A 19,384-nucleotide genomic window follows, 5' to 3' on the forward strand; every position below is an offset into this window, starting at 1 on the left:
CCTTCGATAGAGATATAACATGGAGTTGGCATAGCGATATCCTTTATCCAAAATGACAAGTTGAGTTAGGTAAATGTAATTATCTATTAATTTCCGTCATCTCAGCCAGTGCGCACGGTAAGATTTACATTAAGGATAATAAAATCTTATGAATGGACTGTAAACCTGTCGACCTTTTTGTATCTCTCTAGGATAAGTGACTTAGCGTAAACTGGTTGAAATTTCGCTATATAATGCTAATAAAGATGTCAAATTAAAGCAGTATCAGAATAAACCTCGAACAAAAAACACACTAATTCACGACAAGCCCAGTAAGTTCTAATGTACATAGAAATAAACTATGTTACTAAATATTTCATACAGAAAAAATTAGATAACTCATTGATTAATAAAAATAAAAAAACACTCTTAGATTAACATTTAATTCCACAGGGATTAACCGTCTTAACAACATAGTGTAATGCTCTTAAAATCCACGCTTAAAATGTATTTTATTCCAACACTTAGTGATTTATCGAATTAACATATAAAAAAACATTTTTTTATGTCCATTTTCCATTTTTTCAGAATATTTGTCACGATATTACATCGTACACTCTCTATCCTTTCCTATTGAGAAAAAGACGTCAGCTTCAATTAATCTAACTTATTGAATATAGATATTCATCGTAAGCCAATCGTTTACAAATCATCACCCTTGTAATTTGTTATAATTTATTTCTGGATTAAATAACTTTTGTTGATATCATTCGTCTACCCATTTGAAATTTGGGTATTCATAGAACAAATAATCAATATTCCAAGTATTTGCCTCGGCTTACAGAGGCGCTTTTTTACTTTACTAAAGCCCTGTCATTCATCAACTCATTTTATGTTTATTCACCTTATATGCACAATTGGTTGTCGTTAAAGCTCGGTGAGTGTTCTTTGAAAACCGTGCCACCATTCGTATCATTACAAATAATCTCAGATATATATTATCTCTTTGAATAATTGTTATTTTCTTTTATTTCAAGGAGCAATATGTCCCAAAGGAATCCATTTAAAACAGCACTATCCACCTTACCGCATTCATTTCAAACGCTCTTTTCCACCCAACTCAACCACTTAATCAACTACTCACCCACCATTGGAATCATGGGTAAGACAGGTGCAGGAAAATCCAGCCTTATCAACGCGCTATTTCAGTCCTCTCTATCCCATGTCAGTAATGTCTCTGGCTGCACACGACAGGTTCAGCGCTTCAGTATGACGATGAACAACCACACACTCACCTTTGTGGATTTACCCGGCGTAGGAGAAAGCCTTGAGCGAGATAAAGAGTACCACTCGCTATACCGTAACTTATTGCCAGAACTGGATTTTATCATCTGGGTACTCAAAGCCGATGACAGAGCATGGTCATCGGATGAACAGTGCTACCACTTTCTGACTGAACAATGTGGTTATCATCCAAACCGTTTTCTATTTGTGCTGAACCAAGCTGACAAAATAGAGCCCTGTCGCCAATGGAATGAGCTGTACCACCAGCCATCCCCTGAGCAATCGGCTAACTTAGAATTAAAGCAAAAAGCCGTAGTAACCGCCTTTAAGCCACATAACCCTGTGATGATTGTATCTGCAATCGAAAACTATCAACTGACTGAATTAGCAGAGCAATTAATACAGACGTTACCAGCACAAGCCAGCAGCGGGGTAGCTAGGCAACTGCACCGCCCTTATCGGACGCAATCTGTGGAAAATTCTGCACGTAACGATTTTGGGTAATGTGTCAGTGATGTCGTCGATACGCTGATAGACATCCTTTCCTCTACCTGTCTTGATAAAAAGCACGATTAGTATAGCCAAAAACAGCATCGTCTCCGTCGCTAAATCCCTGTGGAGCCTGTTCTTTTAGCTTCTTAACTTAACTCATTACTTATCACTCTCAGCGCCAGTCCTTAACGGGATTGGCGCTTTTTTATTTCTTTTTCCTGGAGTATCAACTGATGAATAATAAAATTGAATCTGCTATTGCAATGACACTCGTTCCCGATGAACAACGCCTTGATTTTTGGTTCAACCATTTTGGTGCAGTAAAAGGTTGGGCCACATTTGAAGTGGTGATCTTCACCACAATGGGACAATTCTGCGATGAATACCGTGGCGGTTATTGGGAGTACGGCACGCTCAGTAATGGTGGTGTTTTTCTACCCCGATATCAACGCGGACACCTTAACCCTATTCAACATGCACAACGGCAATGAAGCCACCGTGCGCCAAGAGGCGGCAGGCATTGCGGTATGCCTTATCCTGTATAGCATCTGGTCATTCCAAACAGAAAGCGAAGTGATGTGCGACCGCTTTTATCAGTTGCGTGACTACGCTTCACAACATTCCGAATCAGCTGCCATTTTCCACTTAATTGATTGATCAGGAGTCTATCATGAGTTTATTAGCTCCGCGTTTTGGTTCTGCTAACAGTATTCGTCGTGACCGTCCACTCACCATTGAAGAATTATTCCGTACTGTACCGAGCGTTTTCTCCGAAGATAAGCATGGGTCACGTAGTGAACGCTATACTTACATTCCCACCATCACCTTGTTAGACAGTCTACAAAAAGAAGGTTTTTACCCGTTCTTTGCCTGTCAAACTCGCGTGCGTGATGTCAGCCGCCGAGAATACACCAAGCATATGCTTCGATTACGTCGCCATGACCAAATTACGGGGAGCCAAGTCCCTGAAATTATCTTGCTCAATAGCCATGATGGCACCAGCAGCTACCAAATGTTGCCGGGATTATTTCGCCAAGTCTGTGCGAATGGGCTGATTTACGGCGATGTATTGGGGGAAGTGCGTGTGCCTCATAAAGGGGATGTGGTGGGCAAAGTAATTGAAGGCGCTTATGAGGTACTCGATACGTTCGAACAGGTCACTGAAAAATGCGAAAGTATGCAGTCGCTATTGTTACCGCCACCCGCCCAGCAAGCCTTTGCTGAAGCGGCTTTGACCTACCGCTTTGGTGAAGAGTTCCAGCCTGTCACACGAGAATAAGTTCTACAGCCTCGCCGTTTTGAAGATAAAAAAGAAGACTTATGGACAGTGTACCAACGCCTACAAGAAAATCTGATTAAAGGGGGATTATCAGGTCGTACCGCAAAAGGTAAGCGCGCTCGCACTCGTTCAGTGAATGGGATTGATGGCGATATCAAACTTAATAAAGCCCTGTGGGTGATGGCGGATACCTTATTTAACCAACTCGCTTCTCGCCAACCCAACTAATTTTCCCTCCCTGACAGGTTTTGTCGTCATCCCTCATTTTTCTCATTGTCTAAATAAACAACATAACCTTATTTATCAATTCATTAGAATTCACTTTTTATCACTAAATAGCTCAATGAGAATTTTTCCCAACAGACATAACCTGTCCTCTCCCTCCGTTACACTTTTCCTTTTTATAACAACATGATGTTTGTACACAAGAGCACGCGTTTATGCTTCCAACAAATCGAAAATATGACCGTATGGCTATGCGTTTATCGGCACTGATTACCCGATTAATGGCAGGAGAAAGCCTTGTGCTCTCATGTTTAGCCCAAGAGTTCAATGTTTCTGAACGCACGTTACAACGGGATTTACGTGAACGCTTGGCTTATCTGGGGGTAGAAGGTCGGCAAGGTTGTTATCGCTTACCCATCAATACGCTAAAAGCTTATCGAGACAAAGATGTTCTTACCTTTGTGAAACAGATTGGAATGACTCGATTGTTTCCGGGGCTAGACAGTCGCTTACTGGGATTACTGTTAACTCAGCAGCCCCATGCACCTTATTTGATTTGGCATCACGCCCACCAAACTTCAGCGGAGCATGCCGAGCATTTTTATCAATTAGTCTATGCCATCATAGGCTATCAGCACATTACCTTACTGACCGCTGAACGCCGTTTTCACCCGTTATGCCTTATCAATTAATTTACCGAGAAGGGCAATGGTATTTATTGGCGGAATACCACCAGAAAGTCCATGTGTTTCTTTTGGAAGATATTCAGTCCGTTAAACCACTATCCAGTACATTTATTCCCCAAAAAAATATCAACCAACTTTCGCAACAAAACAGTTTTATCGCTGCGTTACCGCATTTTCGATTGATATCGCAATTGCTGATGCCCCTCATTTCAACAACAGAAGGATAATCCCATGCTACATCATTCAATTTTGTCTACTCCTCCGTCACTCCCGACCGATTGCCCACATTGCCATTCTGATAAAGACATTATTCTGTGGGGAACTGGCTGGATGTGCCGTGATTGCGGTCATGATTGGCACATTCCGTCACAAGAGCAAACTCAAGCATTTCAGCAAGCTTAAATTAATAGGAGATATCTAATGAATACCCTTGCACACATTCGCCTAGGTCTTGAACGCATCGCATTCATTATCACCCTCATTCTGTGTTTCATACTCACCATAATACTCGTCACACATTTCAGCCTCGAGGGGCTAGTCCTAAGCCCCTTTGCCATTCCGCTGTTCTACCTCATACTTTATGTACTTGCACTGATTATCCCTCAATGTCTCGCCCAATTGCTGCTGTGGGTGATATGTGCATTTCGCAGTATCCACTACACCTTTCGCCTTAGCCCTAACCTAGTCAGCACAACACTCTCAGTTATTATCGGCCTAATTATCGTCTGTGCGCTATTAATTGCGATTGGCTGTGGATTTTTTAGCCACAAAAAAATTCACCATTACTTTTTAACGACTCAAGGTGAGCAGCCATGAGAAACGTTGCCATTCGTCAAAAAATATTGGCTAAACATATTGAGATCATTGTCTAATGTTTCCACGCAATATCGATAAAATGCTGCCGATTGGGCTCTCACTGTTAGGGATCATCAGCATTGACCTTAAGATTTCTTCTGTATTCAGTGATCGTGAATGTGTTTCTTTTCTCAACGAGCCTAAAAACCCGATCATCGTTTATGAGTATCCAAATAGCCCTTCCTTTACTTCTTTACTTCCTACCCAAAGCCTGGAACACTGAAGTATTTTTGGGTCGCTAAACGTACTGCCGATAACACATGGGTGCAGCTTTATCAGGCTGCCACTCCGTATGGCAATTTAGTAGAGTCGGATAAAATAGGCTGGATAAAAGCAGAACAGATTGAATGGCAAGAACAATTTCACTGTTTTCCTAAAGGTATAGGCTAGGTATGTCATTTTGAATAAAATGAAAATAACATTATAGACTATGTTTTCTCTGTGCAGTCAATTGTGTAGTCGTTTTAAGGGGTAGGCGCAATAGTTGTTCACTATTGCGCCTTTAAAAACAAAGCATTAACCGACTAGGATTAGTTCATGCCGTATTTTTTCAGCTTCTTACGCAGAGTACCGCGGTTGATACCCATCATCAGGGCTGCACGGGTCTGGTTTCCACGGGTATATTGCATAACCATGTCCAACAAAGGCTGCTCTACCTCAGCCAATACCAGCTCATATAAATCATTAACATCTTGATTGTTTAATTGAGCAAAATAGTTCTTCAGTGCTTGCTTAACTGAATCACGCAATGGTTTTTGAGTTACTTGATCTTGTGAATTTACAGTAGCAACGGTTAGTACGTCAGAATTTACGCGTTGTTCGAACATAGTTCTGTCAGCTCTTATCTTTATTTACGCAAAATATTCAAAAAATGCTTCCAACACCTCCAGCTGTTCGCTGGCGTCCTCAATGGCGTTGAATGAGCGCCGGAACTGGTCATCAGGTGCATGCTCTTTTAAATACCAAGAGACATGTTTGCGCGCTATACGGGCTCCTTTGCCTTGACCATAAAAGTCGTGCAACTCCTGTACGTGCGCAATCATAATGCGCTTCACCTCTGCCATAGGCATGGGGGGCAACATTTCACCTGTGTCCAGATAATGCTGGATTTCCCGAAAGATCCAGGGTCTTCCCTGAGCTGCTCGTCCTACCATTAGGGCATCAGCCCCCGTGTAATCTAAGACAGCTCTGGCTTTAAGCGGGTCAGTAATGTCACCATTGGCGATAACCGGTATGGCAACAGTCTGCTTAACTGCCCGTATGTTGTCGTACTCAGCTTCACCATTAAACAAACAGGCACGGGTCCTGCCGTGAATGGTCAGCGCTTGAATACCACAATCTTCGGCCAATTTGGCAATTTCTATGCAGTTTCGTTCTTCAGGTGACCAACCTGTGCGGATCTTCAGTGTAACAGGCACATCTACTGCTTTTACGACTGCCGACAGGATAGACTTCACCAAATCGGGATAGCGCAAGAGTGCAGAGCCTGCCAACTTACGATTCACTTTCTTAGCTGGACAGCCCATATTGATATCAATGATCTGGGCACCACTCTCAACATTAATCTGAGCCGCGGCAGCCATTTCATCGGGATCATTGCCAGCTATTTGAACGGAACGCACCCCCGGTTCATCGCGATGGATCATTCTTAGTCTCGATTTGTCAGTCTTCCAAACCTGTGGGTTAGAAGAAAGCATTTCTGATACCGTCATCCCCGCACCCATGTCATAACAGAGTGACCTAAATGGTCTATCCGTAATGCCTGCCATGGGGGCAGCAATAAGACAGTTTCTCAACTGATATTGTCCGATTCGCATAACTAAAGGGGGCCATACTGTGACTGCAAGGGCGCGTATATTACGCATTTTTTTCGAGATATGAAAGGACAAACTTTGAGCAAACCGTTATTTATCACTAACTTTTTTATCTTGATTTTTTCAAAATACAACTATTAGTCTTTTATAACAATGGGTTAGGTATGTTTGTAAAAAAGCACACGAAAACCGCTGTTAGTCCGTTCAAATCTCAAGCAGGATAGAATATCACCAGCAGTTGAACAATATTTGAGCTATAAGATAATCTATTCCTGCCCTAATTTCAAAGAAATTATTCACTGATTTTTATTATAAATTTGTCAAAAACGCTTGACACCAGTGATACGACACCATTCATCTTTTTCAGCGATAGGGTCTATCCCAAACAGTTGACGATAAGCATCGGCCACCCCTTCTGCTTGGGTAGCAAGGACACCTGAAAGCCCTAATAAACCTCCTGTACGAGGCAATACGCTTATCATAGGCGCTAACTCACGTAATGGGCCAGCTAAGATATTGGCGACCACGACATCGGCTTGTAGCTCTTTTGGCTGGTCTTTAGGCAAGTAGAGCGATAGGCGTTCTGAGACACCGTTGCGCTCTGCATTATCACGACTTGCGATAATCGCCTGTGGATCAATGTCGATCCCGATAGCTTGTGCTGCACCTAATTTTAATGCGGCGATCGCAAGAATACCGGATCCACAACCAAAATCGATGACGGTTTTACCTTCAAGATCAAGTCCATCCAGCCACTCTAGACATAACGACGTTGTTGGATGAGTACCTGTACCAAAGGCAAGGCCAGGGTCTAACATGACATTGACTGCGTTAGGATCTGGAACATCACGCCAGCTTGGGCAGATCCACAGGCGTTGCCCAAAGCGCATAGGATGAAAATTGTCCATCCACTCTCTTTCCCAGTCTTTATCTTCCAGTTGCTCGATTTTGTGAACAAAACCTTTTTCGAGCAGAGGGCTGTTTTCAAGTTGTGCCACAACCATGTTCATGTCAGTTTCAGCATCATAAAGGCCGATAACATCCGTATCGCCCCATAGTCGTGTTTCTCCCGGTAACGGTTCGAAAACAGGGGTATCATGACTATCTTGAAAGGTGACTGACACTGCGCCACTTTCAATAAGTTCATCGCCGAGAGCTTCGGCTTGTTGGCCTGTTGAGTTGAGTCTGAGTTGTATCCAAGGCATAGTTATTCTCTTTTAACTTAATTTTTTGCGGGCGTAGCCTGCTCATTGGGCGCCGATTGTACTGGATTTTTACCGAAAAGATTACCAATTATAAAAGCAATCAAGCTAAATAGTAGTGAAGGCACGATGGCGTGGAACCCCATGATTTCGATTTTAAATGATGCCAGTAGAGCATAAGAGACGCCGCCTACAATCATACCGCTAATCGCTCCTTTGCTGTTGGCTTTTTGCCAATATAGGCCTAAAACCAGTGGCCATAAAAACACTGCCTCCAGTCCACCAAAGGCCAGCAAGTTGAGCCAAATGATCATTTTGGGGGGATCCCATGCTGCGAACAGCAGCAAGATACCGAGTATTAAGGTTGAAAAACTCGAAATGCGGGAGAGCTTTTTCTCATTCTTAATTTGTTCGGGGGCGGCGCTTAAATAGATATCTTTTACAATCGTAGCTGATGACTGCAATAGCTGTGCGTTGATGGTTGACATGATTGCTGCCATTGGTGCGGCTAAGAAAATACCCGCCGCAAAAGGTGGTAGCACTTGCACCATCAATGTTGGAATAACCTGATCTGGAATAGTGAGATCAGGTAAGACGGCGCGGCCTAAGGCTCCGGCAAAGTGCATACCAAACATGAGTATTGCCATCACGATTGTGCCTATTACGATACCACGGTGAACGGCTTTACTGTCTTTGTAGGAAATACAGCGTACAGCCGTGTGTGGCAAACCAATCACCCCAAAACAGACTAAAATCCAAAAAGAGGCAAGGAAAGGGCCACTAAGAATATTATCGGCACCTTCTACGGAAACCAGTTTAGGGTCAATGGCCTGAATTTTTTCGACTGCCGCGCCAAGCCCACCTGCATGGTAAATGATCGCAACAAGCAAAATAACCGTACCTAACAACATAACGAGGCCTTGTAAGGCATCATTGAGCACACTAGCTCGAAAGCCACCGATAGCGGTATAGAGTGCGATAGAGATACCAAAAATCATTAAGCCATAGGTATAAGGGATACCCGCAGCGGTTTCGAGTAGTCGTGCACCGCCAATAAATTGCACGGTCATTGCGCCGAAAAAGGCGACGAGCAAACTGATACTTGCAAACCCAACTAAAAAGCGGCTTTGGTAACGTGCATAAAGCATATCATTGAGTGTTACTGCATTGTATCGGCGAGCTAAGATGGCAAATTTTTTCCCTAGTACACCCAGTGATAGCCAGATAGCAGGAAGCTGGATCATGGCAAGTAGTACCCAACCTAGCCCATATTTATAGGCTGCTCCTGGTCCACCGATAAATGAACTGGCGCTGACATAGGTTGCTGTGATCGTCATGGCGAGTACAAAACCCCCCATAGAGCGATTCCCTAAAAAATACTCATTGAGGAATTCTCCCTTTGTGCGTTTGCGATAAGCGTACACAGATAGCAAGAATACGAGTGCAAGATAACCAATTAGAGGTAGTAGAACTTCAGTCTGCATCCCTATCCTCCAGCGGAATATCTTTAAAAATAATTTTGACCATCATAATACACAGTAAAATGAAAATGACCGGTAGGATGAGACATGACCATTCAAACCATAAAGGTAAACCTGTCAAGCCAATCGCATTACTCGGAAGATAGGCACAAATAACCCAACCAACTAAATAGGCGAGCGTCAGATAGAGTGACCAGCGAGCTTCCCTGTTTGATTGAAGAAAACGTTTATCCATACGTATTTCCCCCTCATAGAAATAAAAATAATCAGGGATTGTACGATAAACCTAGGAATGTGTGTAAAAAAACAGACCAAGGAAAGCCAAGGTGCTTAGTTTACAACCAAAGATAATTTTGAGTATGTAGGATAGTAAGTATTATTTATCTACCAGCAGGTGCACAATCAATAGGATGGACATAGTAAAAATAGCAAAAGCCGTAATATAAAGAAAAAGTGAGCTATCTATCTTAAGTCCACTATTTTGATACGCTGTTGAAATACTCCTTTTGAAGCTAATTAAGCACAGTAGGGCGATCGCAATGACAGCTCCTAATAACGCTAGCCATGACGACTGTATTAGCCCTAGTCGTAAGAACAATAACCCATTGATTGCTAACAGGAGCAAAGTACGGCTCCAGGCTTGTTGTGTTCTTTCCGGCTGTAAACCAGGATCACGCATGATAGTGCCTATAGCAGAACGTAGAAGAGTGAAATGACGGCAATGACGGTAATGAATAGCGTCATCATAGTAAGAAAGGAGGTGTATTGTAACGGCTCCTCTTTGCGCATAGCGATTTCGTTTTGTCGCCAGCGATAAAGAGCCATAATGGCGGTAATCCCCCCCGCAGATGCAAGAAAAACCGCTAATAAGGTTCTTAGCCAAGGGGCGGCAGCCTCATGTAGGAGCTGTTCAATGGCAATAGCACCCGCTAATAGTGCTAACGCGGTTCTGATCCATGCTAGAAATGTTCTTTCATTCGCCAATGAGAATCGATAGTCTGGCGTTTTTCCAATGTTTTTCCACTTATTACGTTTAAAAGACATGGTTTTTTCACTATGTTGATTGTCGTGGTGGTGTTTGGGGTATGTGACTCATGATAGCTTGATTATGAGATAAAAAAATACCGGAAAGGTGACTTTCCGGTATTTGATGAATGAGAGGTGAATCTCAGTGTTTCAGTCATTACTCCTGAATACCGAGTTTTTTCTCCAGATAGTGGATGTTAGTGCCACCTTTTTGGAAGTTTTCATCATTCATGATCATTTGGTGCAGTTCAATATTGGTTTTGATGCCATCGATGATCAGCTCATTAAGCGCATTCTTCATACGCATAATGGCGATTTCACGTGTTTCACCGTAGGTGATCAATTTACCAATCATTGAGTCATAGTATGGCGGTACGCTATAGCCTGCATAAATGTGAGATTCCCAACGAACACCAAAGCCGCCTGGCGAATGGAAACGGGTGATCTTACCTGGGCTAGGCATAAAGGTATTCGGATCTTCAGCATTGATACGACATTCAATCGCATGACCACGAACGATAACATCTTCCTGTTTTACTGATAATGGTAAACCAGATGCGATGCGTAACTGTTCTTTGATCAAGTCAACGCCAGTGACCATCTCTGTTACTGGATGCTCAACCTGAATACGGGTGTTCATCTCAATAAAGTAGAATTCACCATTCTCATAGAGGAATTCGAAAGTACCTGCACCACGATAGCCAATTTCGATACAAGCATTAGCACAACGCTCACCGATATTGCGGCGAACTTCAGGAGTAATACCTGGTGCTGGGGCTTCTTCAACGACTTTTTGGTGGCGACGTTGCATTGAGCAGTCACGCTCTGCCAAGTAAATGGCATTGCCTTGACCATCAGCCATAACTTGAATTTCAACATGACGAGGGTTTTCAAGGTATTTTTCCATGTAAACCATATCATTATTGAAGGCCGCTTTAGCTTCTGCACGCGTCAGATTGATGGAAGATTCCAAATCTTTTTCGTTACGCACAACACGCATACCACGACCGCCGCCGCCGCCAGAGGCTTTGATGATAACAGGATAGCCGATACGTTGTGCGATAGCTTTGTTTTTATCAGTATCGCTGCCTAGTGGACCATCAGAACCAGGTACACAAGGAACACCGGCAATTTTCATCGCTTCGATAGCGGAAACTTTATCGCCCATTAGGCGGATGGTTTCAGCTTTTGGTCCGATAAAAATAAAGCCTGAACGTTCAACTTGTTCAGCAAAATCAGCATTTTCAGACAGGAAACCATATCCTGGGTGAATAGCTTGAGCCCCTGAAATCTCTGCCGCTGAAATGATAGCGGGAATGTTCAAGTAGCTTTTTGCGGAGGCTGCTGGGCCGATACAAATAGTCTCGTCTGCCAACAGCACATGTTTTAAATCACTATCTGCCGCGGAGTGCACAGCTACGGTCTTAATGCCTAACTCTTTACAGGCACGAAGAATACGCAGTGCGATTTCGCCACGGTTAGCAATGACAATTTTTTCCAGCATGGAAACGCCTCGTTATTCGATAACCACCAACGGCTGGTCATATTCAATTGGCTCGCCGTTCTCTGCCAGGATTGCTTTCACAACACCTGCTTTTTCTGCTTCGATTTGGTTCATCATTTTCATTGCTTCGATGATGAAAAGTGGATCACCGACGTTGACAGTTTGGCCAACTTCAATAAATGGTTTTGCTTCAGGGCTTGGTGAACGGTAGAAAGTTCCCACCATAGGTGAGCGAACTTGGTGGCCCGCAACAGCAGCCGCTGCTGGAGCTGGGGCTGCTGCTGCCGCTTCTTGAGCAGGTGCAACAGCGGTAGCTAATGCTGGCTGAGCTGCTGGCGCTGAATAAAATTGTTGAGGAGCCGTCATGACCTGAGAAGTAGCTGAAACGCGACTGATGCGTACTGATTCTTCACCTTCAGAAATTTCCAGTTCAGAAATACCAGACTCTTCGACCAGTTCGATCAGCTTTTTAATTTTACGAATATCCATGGATATGATTCCGTACTCTTATATTTGGATTTAATTGATTTATGACAGACGGTTAACCGCTGCCTGTAACGCGAAACTGTAACCGTCAGCACCAAGACCACAAATCACACCGACAGCTTTATCGGAAAGATAGGAGTGATGGCGAAACGGTTCTCTGGCATGCACATTAGACAGATGGATCTCGATAAACGGGAGTGCAACTGCTAATAATGCATCACGTAGGGCAACACTTGTATGTGTGAATGCCGCCGGGTTAATCAGAATAAAATCTACGTTATCTTTTGCAGCATGAATTTTTTCAATCAACTCATGTTCTGCATTAGACTGAAAATGACTCAATTTTACACCTAGCTGTTCCGCTTCTGCGGTTAACTTGGAGACAATATCTACCAGAGTTTGATTACCATATTTCTCTGGCTCCCTTGTACCAAGTAGGTTTAGATTCGGTCCATTGAGGAGTAAAATGTGAATATCTTCTGTCATTGTGGTGCTAACTCCGACGATATGTCAATAACCTGACAACATAACCTGATGTTGGCGGTTTGTCATCTTTTATCATAAAAATAAATGAAATCTTTATCGATAAAAAACGCTATTATAATTATTTCGTGGCATATGACAGCAAAATACTGGTCTTATCAGAGAAATTACCCGAATTTATTTTTTGAATTGTGCGGTAATCCAAATTTCTGAATATCTCCGCACAAATTCAAATTATGAACGCGAAATGTTCACCAGTGTACGCCCTGTTATCTGATTTTTTAAGATCTTTTGTGCGTACTCAATGGACTGCGTTAAGGTAATTTCTGAGGTAACCTGTGTATAAAATGACTCAGGAAGTAATTGTGTGAGGCGTTGCCAAACGGCGGAGCGCTTCGCGGCAGGGTAGTAAACAGAATCGACGCCTTGCAGGCGAATATTGCGCAAAATAAATGGCATGACAGTCGTCGGTAATGAAAATCCTCCGGCTAGGCCACAAGCCGCGACAGCACCATTATATTGTGTTTGGGCTAATATATTCGCGAGTACCTCTGCGCCTACCGTATCAACTGCACCAGCCCAATGTTGCTTATCAAGTGGTTTGGCCGGGGAGGTAAATTGGCTTCGTGGTAGCACTCTTTTTGCCCCTATTTGCTGCAAATAGTCACTGTTTTCGGCGCGTCCTGAGATGGCAACGACATCATAGCCTAACGATGATAAAAGCTGTATTGCGGTAGAGCCGACACCGCCGCTAGCGCCACTGACAATAATTTCCCCTCTCTCTGGCGTGATCCCAGCATCTTCTAATGCGTTGACACAGAGCATAGCGGTGAAGCCTGCCGTACCGATAATCATCGCTTGGCGTAGTGATAGATCTTCAGGAAGCGGTGTGAGGTAATCTGCGGGAACACGAGCTTGTGTCGCCAGTCCACCCCAGTGCGTTTCGCCTACACCCCAGCCTGTGAGTAAAACATGTTGGCCGACACTAAAGCGAGGATCTTCGCTGTGGTGTACGACACCCGAGAAATCAATGCCGGGTACCATGGGGTATTGACGTACAATCCCTGCCTTACCACTGATAGCGAGGGCATCTTTATAATTTAATGTGGACCAATAAATATCCACGATAACATCGCCAGCAGGAAGTTGTTCAGTGGGAATGGATTGGATATCGGATGTGAGTTGGTCATCGTGTTTCTGTAGGACGAGGGCTTTCATACTTCGCTCCTAATTTTGAGGGGATTTTTTAGTCAATTTAAGAATAATGAATGATATCTATCATGGCAACTTTATCGCAACCGAGTGAGTTGTGACGCTCGTATCATTACTATTGTAATTAATTTGTAAAAATGTAATTTTTTCTGGCATAAACACTGTTTTATCGTGCAAAATATCACGTTACGAAGATTTCTGTTTGTGAATAAGTACCATTACCTAGTTTCTTTAGTGAGTAATGGAACTAACATACAGAAAATGCACGTGTTTAGCTGTGAAGCTAGTCGATGTGCAACAATAAAAAAAATAACAAAATATTATTTGAACTTGTAGCTATAAAAACTTGTCAACACAGGGTGGAAGAGAAGACGGCGTATATAACAACCAAAGTGCTATTGTCTGTTGATAAATTTATGCATAAATAAGTTAAATTTACTCACCAATAAATGGCTCTTTTTAAAGGTTGTTATCTGCTTCGTTTTCTAAAGAGGCATGTACAGTCATTTGTGCTGTAACAACAGATGGATTAACCATATTTTTCGAAGCGGCTCATTAACGCCTTGAGACAGCTTCAAGTGGTTGGTAGAGTAGACGGGTTTTTATTCGTCCCCAGCTTGCAGGATAACCCTTTCGTTATGTTTAAAAAATTTCGTGGCATGTTTTCTAATGACTTGTCAATTGACTTGGGTACGGCCAATACCCTTATTTATGTCAAAGGACAAGGCGTAAAATTAAATGAACCTTCTGTTGTCGCTATTCGCCAAGACCGCTCAGGTACGCCAAAAAGCGTCGCGGCTGTTGGTGGTGAAGCTAAGCAAATGCTGGGGCGTACACCAGGTAACATTTCAGCGATAAGACCAATGAAAGATGGTGTTATTGCAGACTTTTTCTTAACTGAAAAAATGCTTCAGCATTTTATCAAACAGGTTCATAGCAATAGTTTCCTTCGCCCAAGCCCTCGCGTGCTGGTCTGCGTTCCTGTTGGCGCAACTCAAGTTGAACGTAAAGCAATTCGTGAATCTGCGTTAAGTGCGGGTGCACGTGAAGTCTTTTTAATTGAAGAACCTATGGCTGCGGCAATTGGTGCTGGGTTGCCGGTTTCTGAAGCGACAGGTTCAATGGTTGTTGATATCGGTGGTGGTACTACCGAGGTAGCGGTTATTTCGTTGAATGGTGTTGTCTATTCTTCTTCTGTTCGCATTGGGGGTGACCGTTTTGATGAGGCGATCATTAACTATGTTCGTCGCAACTATGGCTCTTTAATTGGTGAAGCAACCGCTGAGCGTATTAAGCATGGTATCGGTTCTGCTTACCCAACTGATGAAGTTTATGAAATAGAAGTTCGTGGTCGTAACCTCGCTGAAGGTGTGCCGCGCGGCTTCAAAATGAATTCAAATGAAATTTTAGAGGCATTGCAAGAGCCACTAACCGGTATTGTTAGTGCTGTCATGTTAGCATTAGAACAGTGCCCTCCTGAATTAGCTTCTGATATTTCAGAACGCGGTATGGTATTAACTGGCGGCGGTGCTCTGCTACGTAACCTCGATCGCTTACTAATGGAAGAGACAGGTATACCTGTTATCGTTGCTGAAGATCCTTTGACCTGTGTTGCTCGTGGTGGCGGTAAAGCACTAGAGATGATTGATATGCACGGTGGCGATCTGTTTAGCGATGACTAAATAACGCTATAGGCAAGCTGGGGCTTTGGCTCCGGCTGCTGATTTGCCTATTTTTGTTCCTCCGAACTTAGTGAAACACAGCCATACATGAAGCCGATTTTTAGGCGAGGTCCATCGCTCCAGCTGCGTATTTTTATTGCTGTTATTGCCGCAATCGCACTGGTCGTGATCGATCATCGCTTTGAGCCTTTCAATAAAATCCGTAACTATCTAGACACGGCGGTTAGCCCATTTTACTTTTTGGCTAATGGCCCACGTCAATTTCTTGATAATATTTCGGAAAATTTCTCCTCGCGTGAACAACTCCAGTTTGAAAATAAGGCATTGCGTCAGGAATTGTTGTTGAAAAAAGCAGATAGTCTTTTGCTCGAACAATTAAAGCAAGAGAACGCTCGCCTGAGAGAATTACTTGGCTCACCGCTCCGTCAAGATGAACACATGATGGTCACACAAGTGATCTCGGGAGCGAACACGCCTTATCGAGACCAAGTCGTTATCGATAAAGGTGAAAATGATAATGTGTACGAAGGGCAGCCCGTCATTAGTGATAAAGGGGTTGTAGGGCAAGTCGTTGGTGTTAGCCAATTTAATAGTCGCGTCTTGCTGATTTGTGACACGACCCATGCGCTACCGGTACAGGTATTACGTAATGATATCCGAGTGATCGCCGCGGGGTCGGGGTGTGCCGATGACTTACAGTTAGAGCCACTGCCTGAAAATACGGATATTCGCGTTGGGGATGTTTTGGTCACATCCGGTTTAGGTGGTCGTTTCCCTGAAGGCTACCCTGTGGCCGTTGTCTCTAATGTTAAGCACGATACTCAGCGGGCTTATACGATTATTAGCGCAAGGCCAAGTGCTGAGTTGCAGCGCTTACGCTATTTGTTACTATTATGGGGTAATGATAACGATGCCGTTACACCATTACAGCCTTCAGAGGTCTATCGCGCTGCCAATGAGCGTCTGATGAAGGTGCTCCCACAAGTATTACCAAACCCGAGTGAAATTCAGGGTCCACCGTTACCTCCATCAATGTCTCAAGAAGCCCAACCATAAAGGAAGGTATAATGGCTATGGGTAAAGAGGGTTAGTTAAATGGATGAATATCGCGGTAATGGTCGCAGTATTATTTGGATTTCTTTTTTCATTGCATTGATTTTGCAATTGGTCCCATGGCCGGAACAATTTACGTTTTATCGGCCATCATGGTTACTTTTGATCCTTATCTACTGGGTTATGGCGTTACCGCACCGTGTAAGTGTGGGAACGAGCTTTATTCTTGGCATTATTGTTGACTCTATTCAAGGTTCGGCATTGGGGGTTCACGCCCTTTCATACAGTATTATTTGTTATCTTGTCTCCTATAAATACCAATTACTGAGAAATATGGCGCTGTGGCAGCAAGCCTTAATCATTGTGTTGCTGACAATCATACTGGATATGACTGTTTTTTGGGCTGAATTTGTCTCTTCTCAGGTATTATTCCACCCTCAAGTATTCTGGAATAGTCTCGTAAATGGTATTCTGTGGCCATGGCTGTTTTTGCTATTACGGAAAATTCGTCGTCAGTTTTCAGTGTGTTAAGATTTTTACCGGCTGGCAATTATCTCTGGAATATCGTTTTATGAGTTATATTTATTTGGCTTCTGGTTCGCCGAGAAGAAGAGAGCTTGTGCAACTATTAGGATATCATTTTGATATCTTGCTTCCCAACGTTGAGGAACAATGGCAACCGGGTGAAACTCCTGAAGCGTATGTTCAACGTTTGGCGCGGGAGAAATCACAGGCGGGGGTTAAAATAGCGCCTAAAAAATGCCCGGTAATTGGGGCAGACACCATTGTTGTTCTTAATAATCAAATCCTAGAGAAACCTCGCCATGAACAGCATGCTCAAGAAATGCTGTCAGCCCTTTCGGGAAATACGCACCAAGTGATGACGGCTGTCGCAATCTCGGATATGGATCGCACACTCAGCGCATTGATTGTGACAGATGTGACGTTCCGCGAGTTATCTTTAACTGAAATACAGGATTATATAAAGTCAGGGGAGCCTATGGATAAAGCTGGAGCCTATGGGATCCAAGGTAAGGGTGGCTGTTATGTAAGGCGTATAAATGGCAGCTATCATGCAGTTGTTGGTTTACCGTTAGTAGAAACAGATGAATTAATACAACGATTTTTAGCGTTAAGTGATGGTAAGGGGATGTCATGACGGCTGAGTTACTAGTAAATGTTACACCATCTGAAACGCGCGTTGCTTATATTGATGGTGGGATTTTGCAAGAAATCCACGTAGAGCGAGAAGCAAAAAGAGGAATTGTAGGGAATATCTACAAAGGTCGTGTGAGCCGTGTGTTGCCCGGTATGCAGGCGGCCTTTGTTGATATTGGTCTGGATAAAGCTGCCTTCTTACATGCCTCCGATATTATGCCTCATACCGAGTGCATTGCTGGGGATGAGCAAAAGAATTTCCATGTTAGAGATATCGCTGAACTTGTTAAACAAGGGCAAGACTTGATTGTTCAAGTTGTGAAGGATCCCTTAGGCACGAAAGGTGCAAGGCTCACGACAGATATTACATTGCCTTCCCGCTATCTGGTATTTATGCCGGGAGCTTCACATGTTGGTGTGTCACAGCGCATTGAAAGTGAAAGTGAACGCGAGCGTTTAAAAGAGTGCGTGTCTCAATATTGCGATGAAAATGGTGGCTTTATCATACGCACCGCTGCTGAAGGGGTGGGTGAAGATGAAGTGAAGCAAGATGCGGCATTTCTCAAACGTTTGTGGGCTAAAGTCATTGAACGGAAGAAACGTAATGTCACTCGCACCAAAATTTATGGCGAATTATCACTCGCTTACCGGATAATTCGTGATTTTGCGGGGGCTTCATTAGATAGAATTCGTGTGGATTCTCGTCTAACCTATAAGGAGTTACAGGAGTTTATTGAAGAATATGTTCCTGAAATGACAGCTAAGCTTGAATTGTATCAAGGTAACCAGCCGATTTTTGATTTGTTTGACGTAGAGAACGAGATCCAACGCGCGATGGATCGGAAAGTCGAATTGAAATCAGGTGGTTATTTGATTATCGATCAAACTGAAGCGATGACGACAATCGATATCAATACAGGGGCGTTTGTAGGGCATCGCAATCTTGAGGAGACCATCTTTAACACCAATATAGAGGCGACCCAAGCGATTGCTCGTCAGTTACGGCTGAGAAATTTGGGCGGTATTATTATTATCGATTTTATTGATATGAGTGATATCGAGCACCGTCGCCGTGTTTTAGCCTCTTTGGAGCAGGCGCTTAGTAAAGATAAAGTAAAAACCACGATCAATGGCTTTTCTCAGCTAGGGCTAGTGGAAATGACGCGTAAGCGTACCCGGGAGAGCCTTGAACATGTTTTGTGTGATGTGTGCCCAACTTGCCAAGGGCGTGGCACAGTAAAATCGGTTGAAACCGTGTGTTATGAAATTTTACGAGAAATTGTTCGTGTTCATCGCACAATCGATGCAGATAGGTTCTTAGTTTATGCTTCCCAATCAGTGGTTGATGCACTGACTGGTGACGAGTCTCATGCCCTTGCGGAAGTGGAAATTTTTGTCGGTAAGCAGGTTAAAGTTCAGACTGAATCGTTATACAGTCAGGAACAGTTTGATGTCATCATGATGTAGTTTTTACGTGAAGGAG

At 43.4% G+C, this 19,384-nt stretch carries 20 protein-coding genes and 3 pseudogenes; 12 read left to right on the plus strand and 11 right to left on the minus strand.

Annotated elements, in window-relative coordinates; all coding sequences use genetic code 11:
- Positions 1-1,023: 1,023 nt before the first annotated feature.
- From PR675_RS12520 to PR675_RS12550, 7 genes and pseudogenes are all read left to right on the plus strand, one after another.
- Positions 1,024-1,897 (plus strand): annotated as a pseudogene (locus tag PR675_RS12520) (GTPase family protein).
- Between the two features lie 91 nt (positions 1,898-1,988).
- A pseudogene (locus tag PR675_RS12525) lies at positions 1,989-2,412 on the plus strand (antirestriction protein).
- A gap of 13 nt (positions 2,413-2,425) precedes the next feature.
- A pseudogene (locus tag PR675_RS12530) lies at positions 2,426-3,262 on the plus strand (DUF932 domain-containing protein).
- A gap of 212 nt (positions 3,263-3,474) precedes the next feature.
- A complete protein-coding gene (locus PR675_RS12535) occupies positions 3,475-3,951 on the plus strand; it encodes a hypothetical protein (protein WP_014657556.1) in 477 nt (158 codons plus the stop codon).
- Positions 3,936-4,172, plus strand: a complete 237-nt coding sequence (locus tag PR675_RS12540) for a WYL domain-containing protein (RefSeq protein ID WP_223854669.1) — start codon at positions 3,936-3,938, stop codon at positions 4,170-4,172. The genes PR675_RS12535 and PR675_RS12540 overlap by 16 nt, the downstream gene beginning before the upstream one ends.
- 4 nt (positions 4,173-4,176) lie before the next feature.
- Complete coding sequence (locus tag PR675_RS12545; protein ID WP_004925596.1) at positions 4,177-4,347, plus strand: hypothetical protein; 171 nt, start codon at positions 4,177-4,179, stop codon at positions 4,345-4,347.
- A gap of 18 nt (positions 4,348-4,365) precedes the next feature.
- Positions 4,366-4,761: a hypothetical protein gene (locus tag PR675_RS12550; RefSeq protein ID WP_004925592.1), complete on the plus strand. Its 396-nt coding sequence runs from the start codon at positions 4,366-4,368 to the stop codon at positions 4,759-4,761.
- A gap of 569 nt (positions 4,762-5,330) precedes the next feature.
- Here the strand turns inward: PR675_RS12550 and fis are convergent.
- The 11 genes from fis to acuI form a co-directional block, all read right to left on the minus strand.
- Positions 5,331-5,627 carry a DNA-binding transcriptional regulator Fis gene (gene fis, locus PR675_RS12555; RefSeq protein ID WP_004258438.1) on the minus strand — a complete coding sequence of 99 codons (297 nt, stop codon included), beginning with the start codon at positions 5,625-5,627 and terminating at the stop codon, positions 5,331-5,333.
- Positions 5,628-5,651: 24 nt separating this feature from the next.
- Positions 5,652-6,617, minus strand: a complete 966-nt coding sequence (gene dusB / locus PR675_RS12560; RefSeq protein ID WP_014657558.1) for a tRNA dihydrouridine synthase DusB — start codon at positions 6,615-6,617, stop codon at positions 5,652-5,654.
- Positions 6,618-6,934: 317 nt separating this feature from the next.
- On the minus strand, positions 6,935-7,819 hold the full coding sequence (gene prmA, locus PR675_RS12565) for a 50S ribosomal protein L11 methyltransferase (protein WP_060561381.1): 885 nt from the start codon (positions 7,817-7,819) through the stop codon (positions 6,935-6,937).
- Positions 7,820-7,836: 17 nt separating this feature from the next.
- Positions 7,837-9,300 carry a sodium/pantothenate symporter gene (panF, locus tag PR675_RS12570; RefSeq protein ID WP_053109792.1) on the minus strand — a complete coding sequence of 488 codons (1,464 nt, stop codon included), beginning with the start codon at positions 9,298-9,300 and terminating at the stop codon, positions 7,837-7,839.
- A complete protein-coding gene (locus PR675_RS12575) occupies positions 9,290-9,532 on the minus strand; it encodes a YhdT family protein (RefSeq protein WP_004925572.1) in 243 nt (80 codons plus the stop codon). Before PR675_RS12575 ends, panF begins: the two co-directional genes overlap by 11 nt.
- 141 nt (positions 9,533-9,673) lie before the next feature.
- A complete protein-coding gene (locus PR675_RS12580; protein WP_004925569.1) occupies positions 9,674-9,976 on the minus strand; it encodes a DUF202 domain-containing protein in 303 nt (100 codons plus the stop codon).
- A gap of 8 nt (positions 9,977-9,984) precedes the next feature.
- On the minus strand, positions 9,985-10,341 hold the full coding sequence (locus PR675_RS12585) for a YidH family protein (protein ID WP_004925566.1): 357 nt from the start codon (positions 10,339-10,341) through the stop codon (positions 9,985-9,987).
- Positions 10,342-10,480: 139 nt separating this feature from the next.
- Positions 10,481-11,827 carry an acetyl-CoA carboxylase biotin carboxylase subunit gene (gene accC, locus PR675_RS12590; RefSeq protein ID WP_004925561.1) on the minus strand — a complete coding sequence of 449 codons (1,347 nt, stop codon included), beginning with the start codon at positions 11,825-11,827 and terminating at the stop codon, positions 10,481-10,483.
- A 12-nt stretch (positions 11,828-11,839) separates the two neighbouring features.
- Entirely contained in the window at positions 11,840-12,316 is a 477-nt protein-coding gene (gene accB, locus PR675_RS12595; RefSeq protein ID WP_004925558.1) for an acetyl-CoA carboxylase biotin carboxyl carrier protein, read from the minus strand.
- 39 nt (positions 12,317-12,355) lie between these two features.
- Positions 12,356-12,799, minus strand: coding sequence for a type II 3-dehydroquinate dehydratase (gene aroQ / locus PR675_RS12600; RefSeq protein WP_004925554.1), 444 nt, complete (start codon positions 12,797-12,799; stop codon positions 12,356-12,358).
- Positions 12,800-13,030: 231 nt separating this feature from the next.
- Entirely contained in the window at positions 13,031-14,014 is a 984-nt protein-coding gene (gene acuI, locus PR675_RS12605) for an acrylyl-CoA reductase (NADPH) (RefSeq protein WP_036943050.1), read from the minus strand.
- Positions 14,015-14,646: 632 nt separating this feature from the next.
- Between acuI and PR675_RS12610 the strand changes: the two genes are divergently transcribed.
- From PR675_RS12610 to rng, 5 genes are all read left to right on the plus strand, one after another.
- Entirely contained in the window at positions 14,647-15,690 is a 1,044-nt protein-coding gene (locus tag PR675_RS12610; RefSeq protein WP_014657562.1) for a rod shape-determining protein, read from the plus strand.
- A gap of 87 nt (positions 15,691-15,777) precedes the next feature.
- Positions 15,778-16,746 carry a rod shape-determining protein MreC gene (gene mreC, locus PR675_RS12615; RefSeq protein ID WP_004925539.1) on the plus strand — a complete coding sequence of 323 codons (969 nt, stop codon included), beginning with the start codon at positions 15,778-15,780 and terminating at the stop codon, positions 16,744-16,746.
- Between the two features lie 39 nt (positions 16,747-16,785).
- A complete protein-coding gene (gene mreD / locus PR675_RS12620) occupies positions 16,786-17,274 on the plus strand; it encodes a rod shape-determining protein MreD (protein ID WP_004925536.1) in 489 nt (162 codons plus the stop codon).
- Positions 17,275-17,314: 40 nt separating this feature from the next.
- Positions 17,315-17,902 carry a Maf family protein gene (locus tag PR675_RS12625; RefSeq protein WP_060561382.1) on the plus strand — a complete coding sequence of 196 codons (588 nt, stop codon included), beginning with the start codon at positions 17,315-17,317 and terminating at the stop codon, positions 17,900-17,902.
- Positions 17,899-19,368, plus strand: coding sequence for a ribonuclease G (rng, locus tag PR675_RS12630; RefSeq protein ID WP_004925530.1), 1,470 nt, complete (start codon positions 17,899-17,901; stop codon positions 19,366-19,368). Before PR675_RS12625 ends, rng begins: the two co-directional genes overlap by 4 nt.
- Positions 19,369-19,384: the final 16 nt, after the last annotated feature.

It is taken from the genome of Providencia sp. PROV261, assembly GCF_028477945.1.
Lineage (GTDB): Bacteria > Pseudomonadota > Gammaproteobacteria > Enterobacterales > Enterobacteriaceae > Providencia > Providencia stuartii.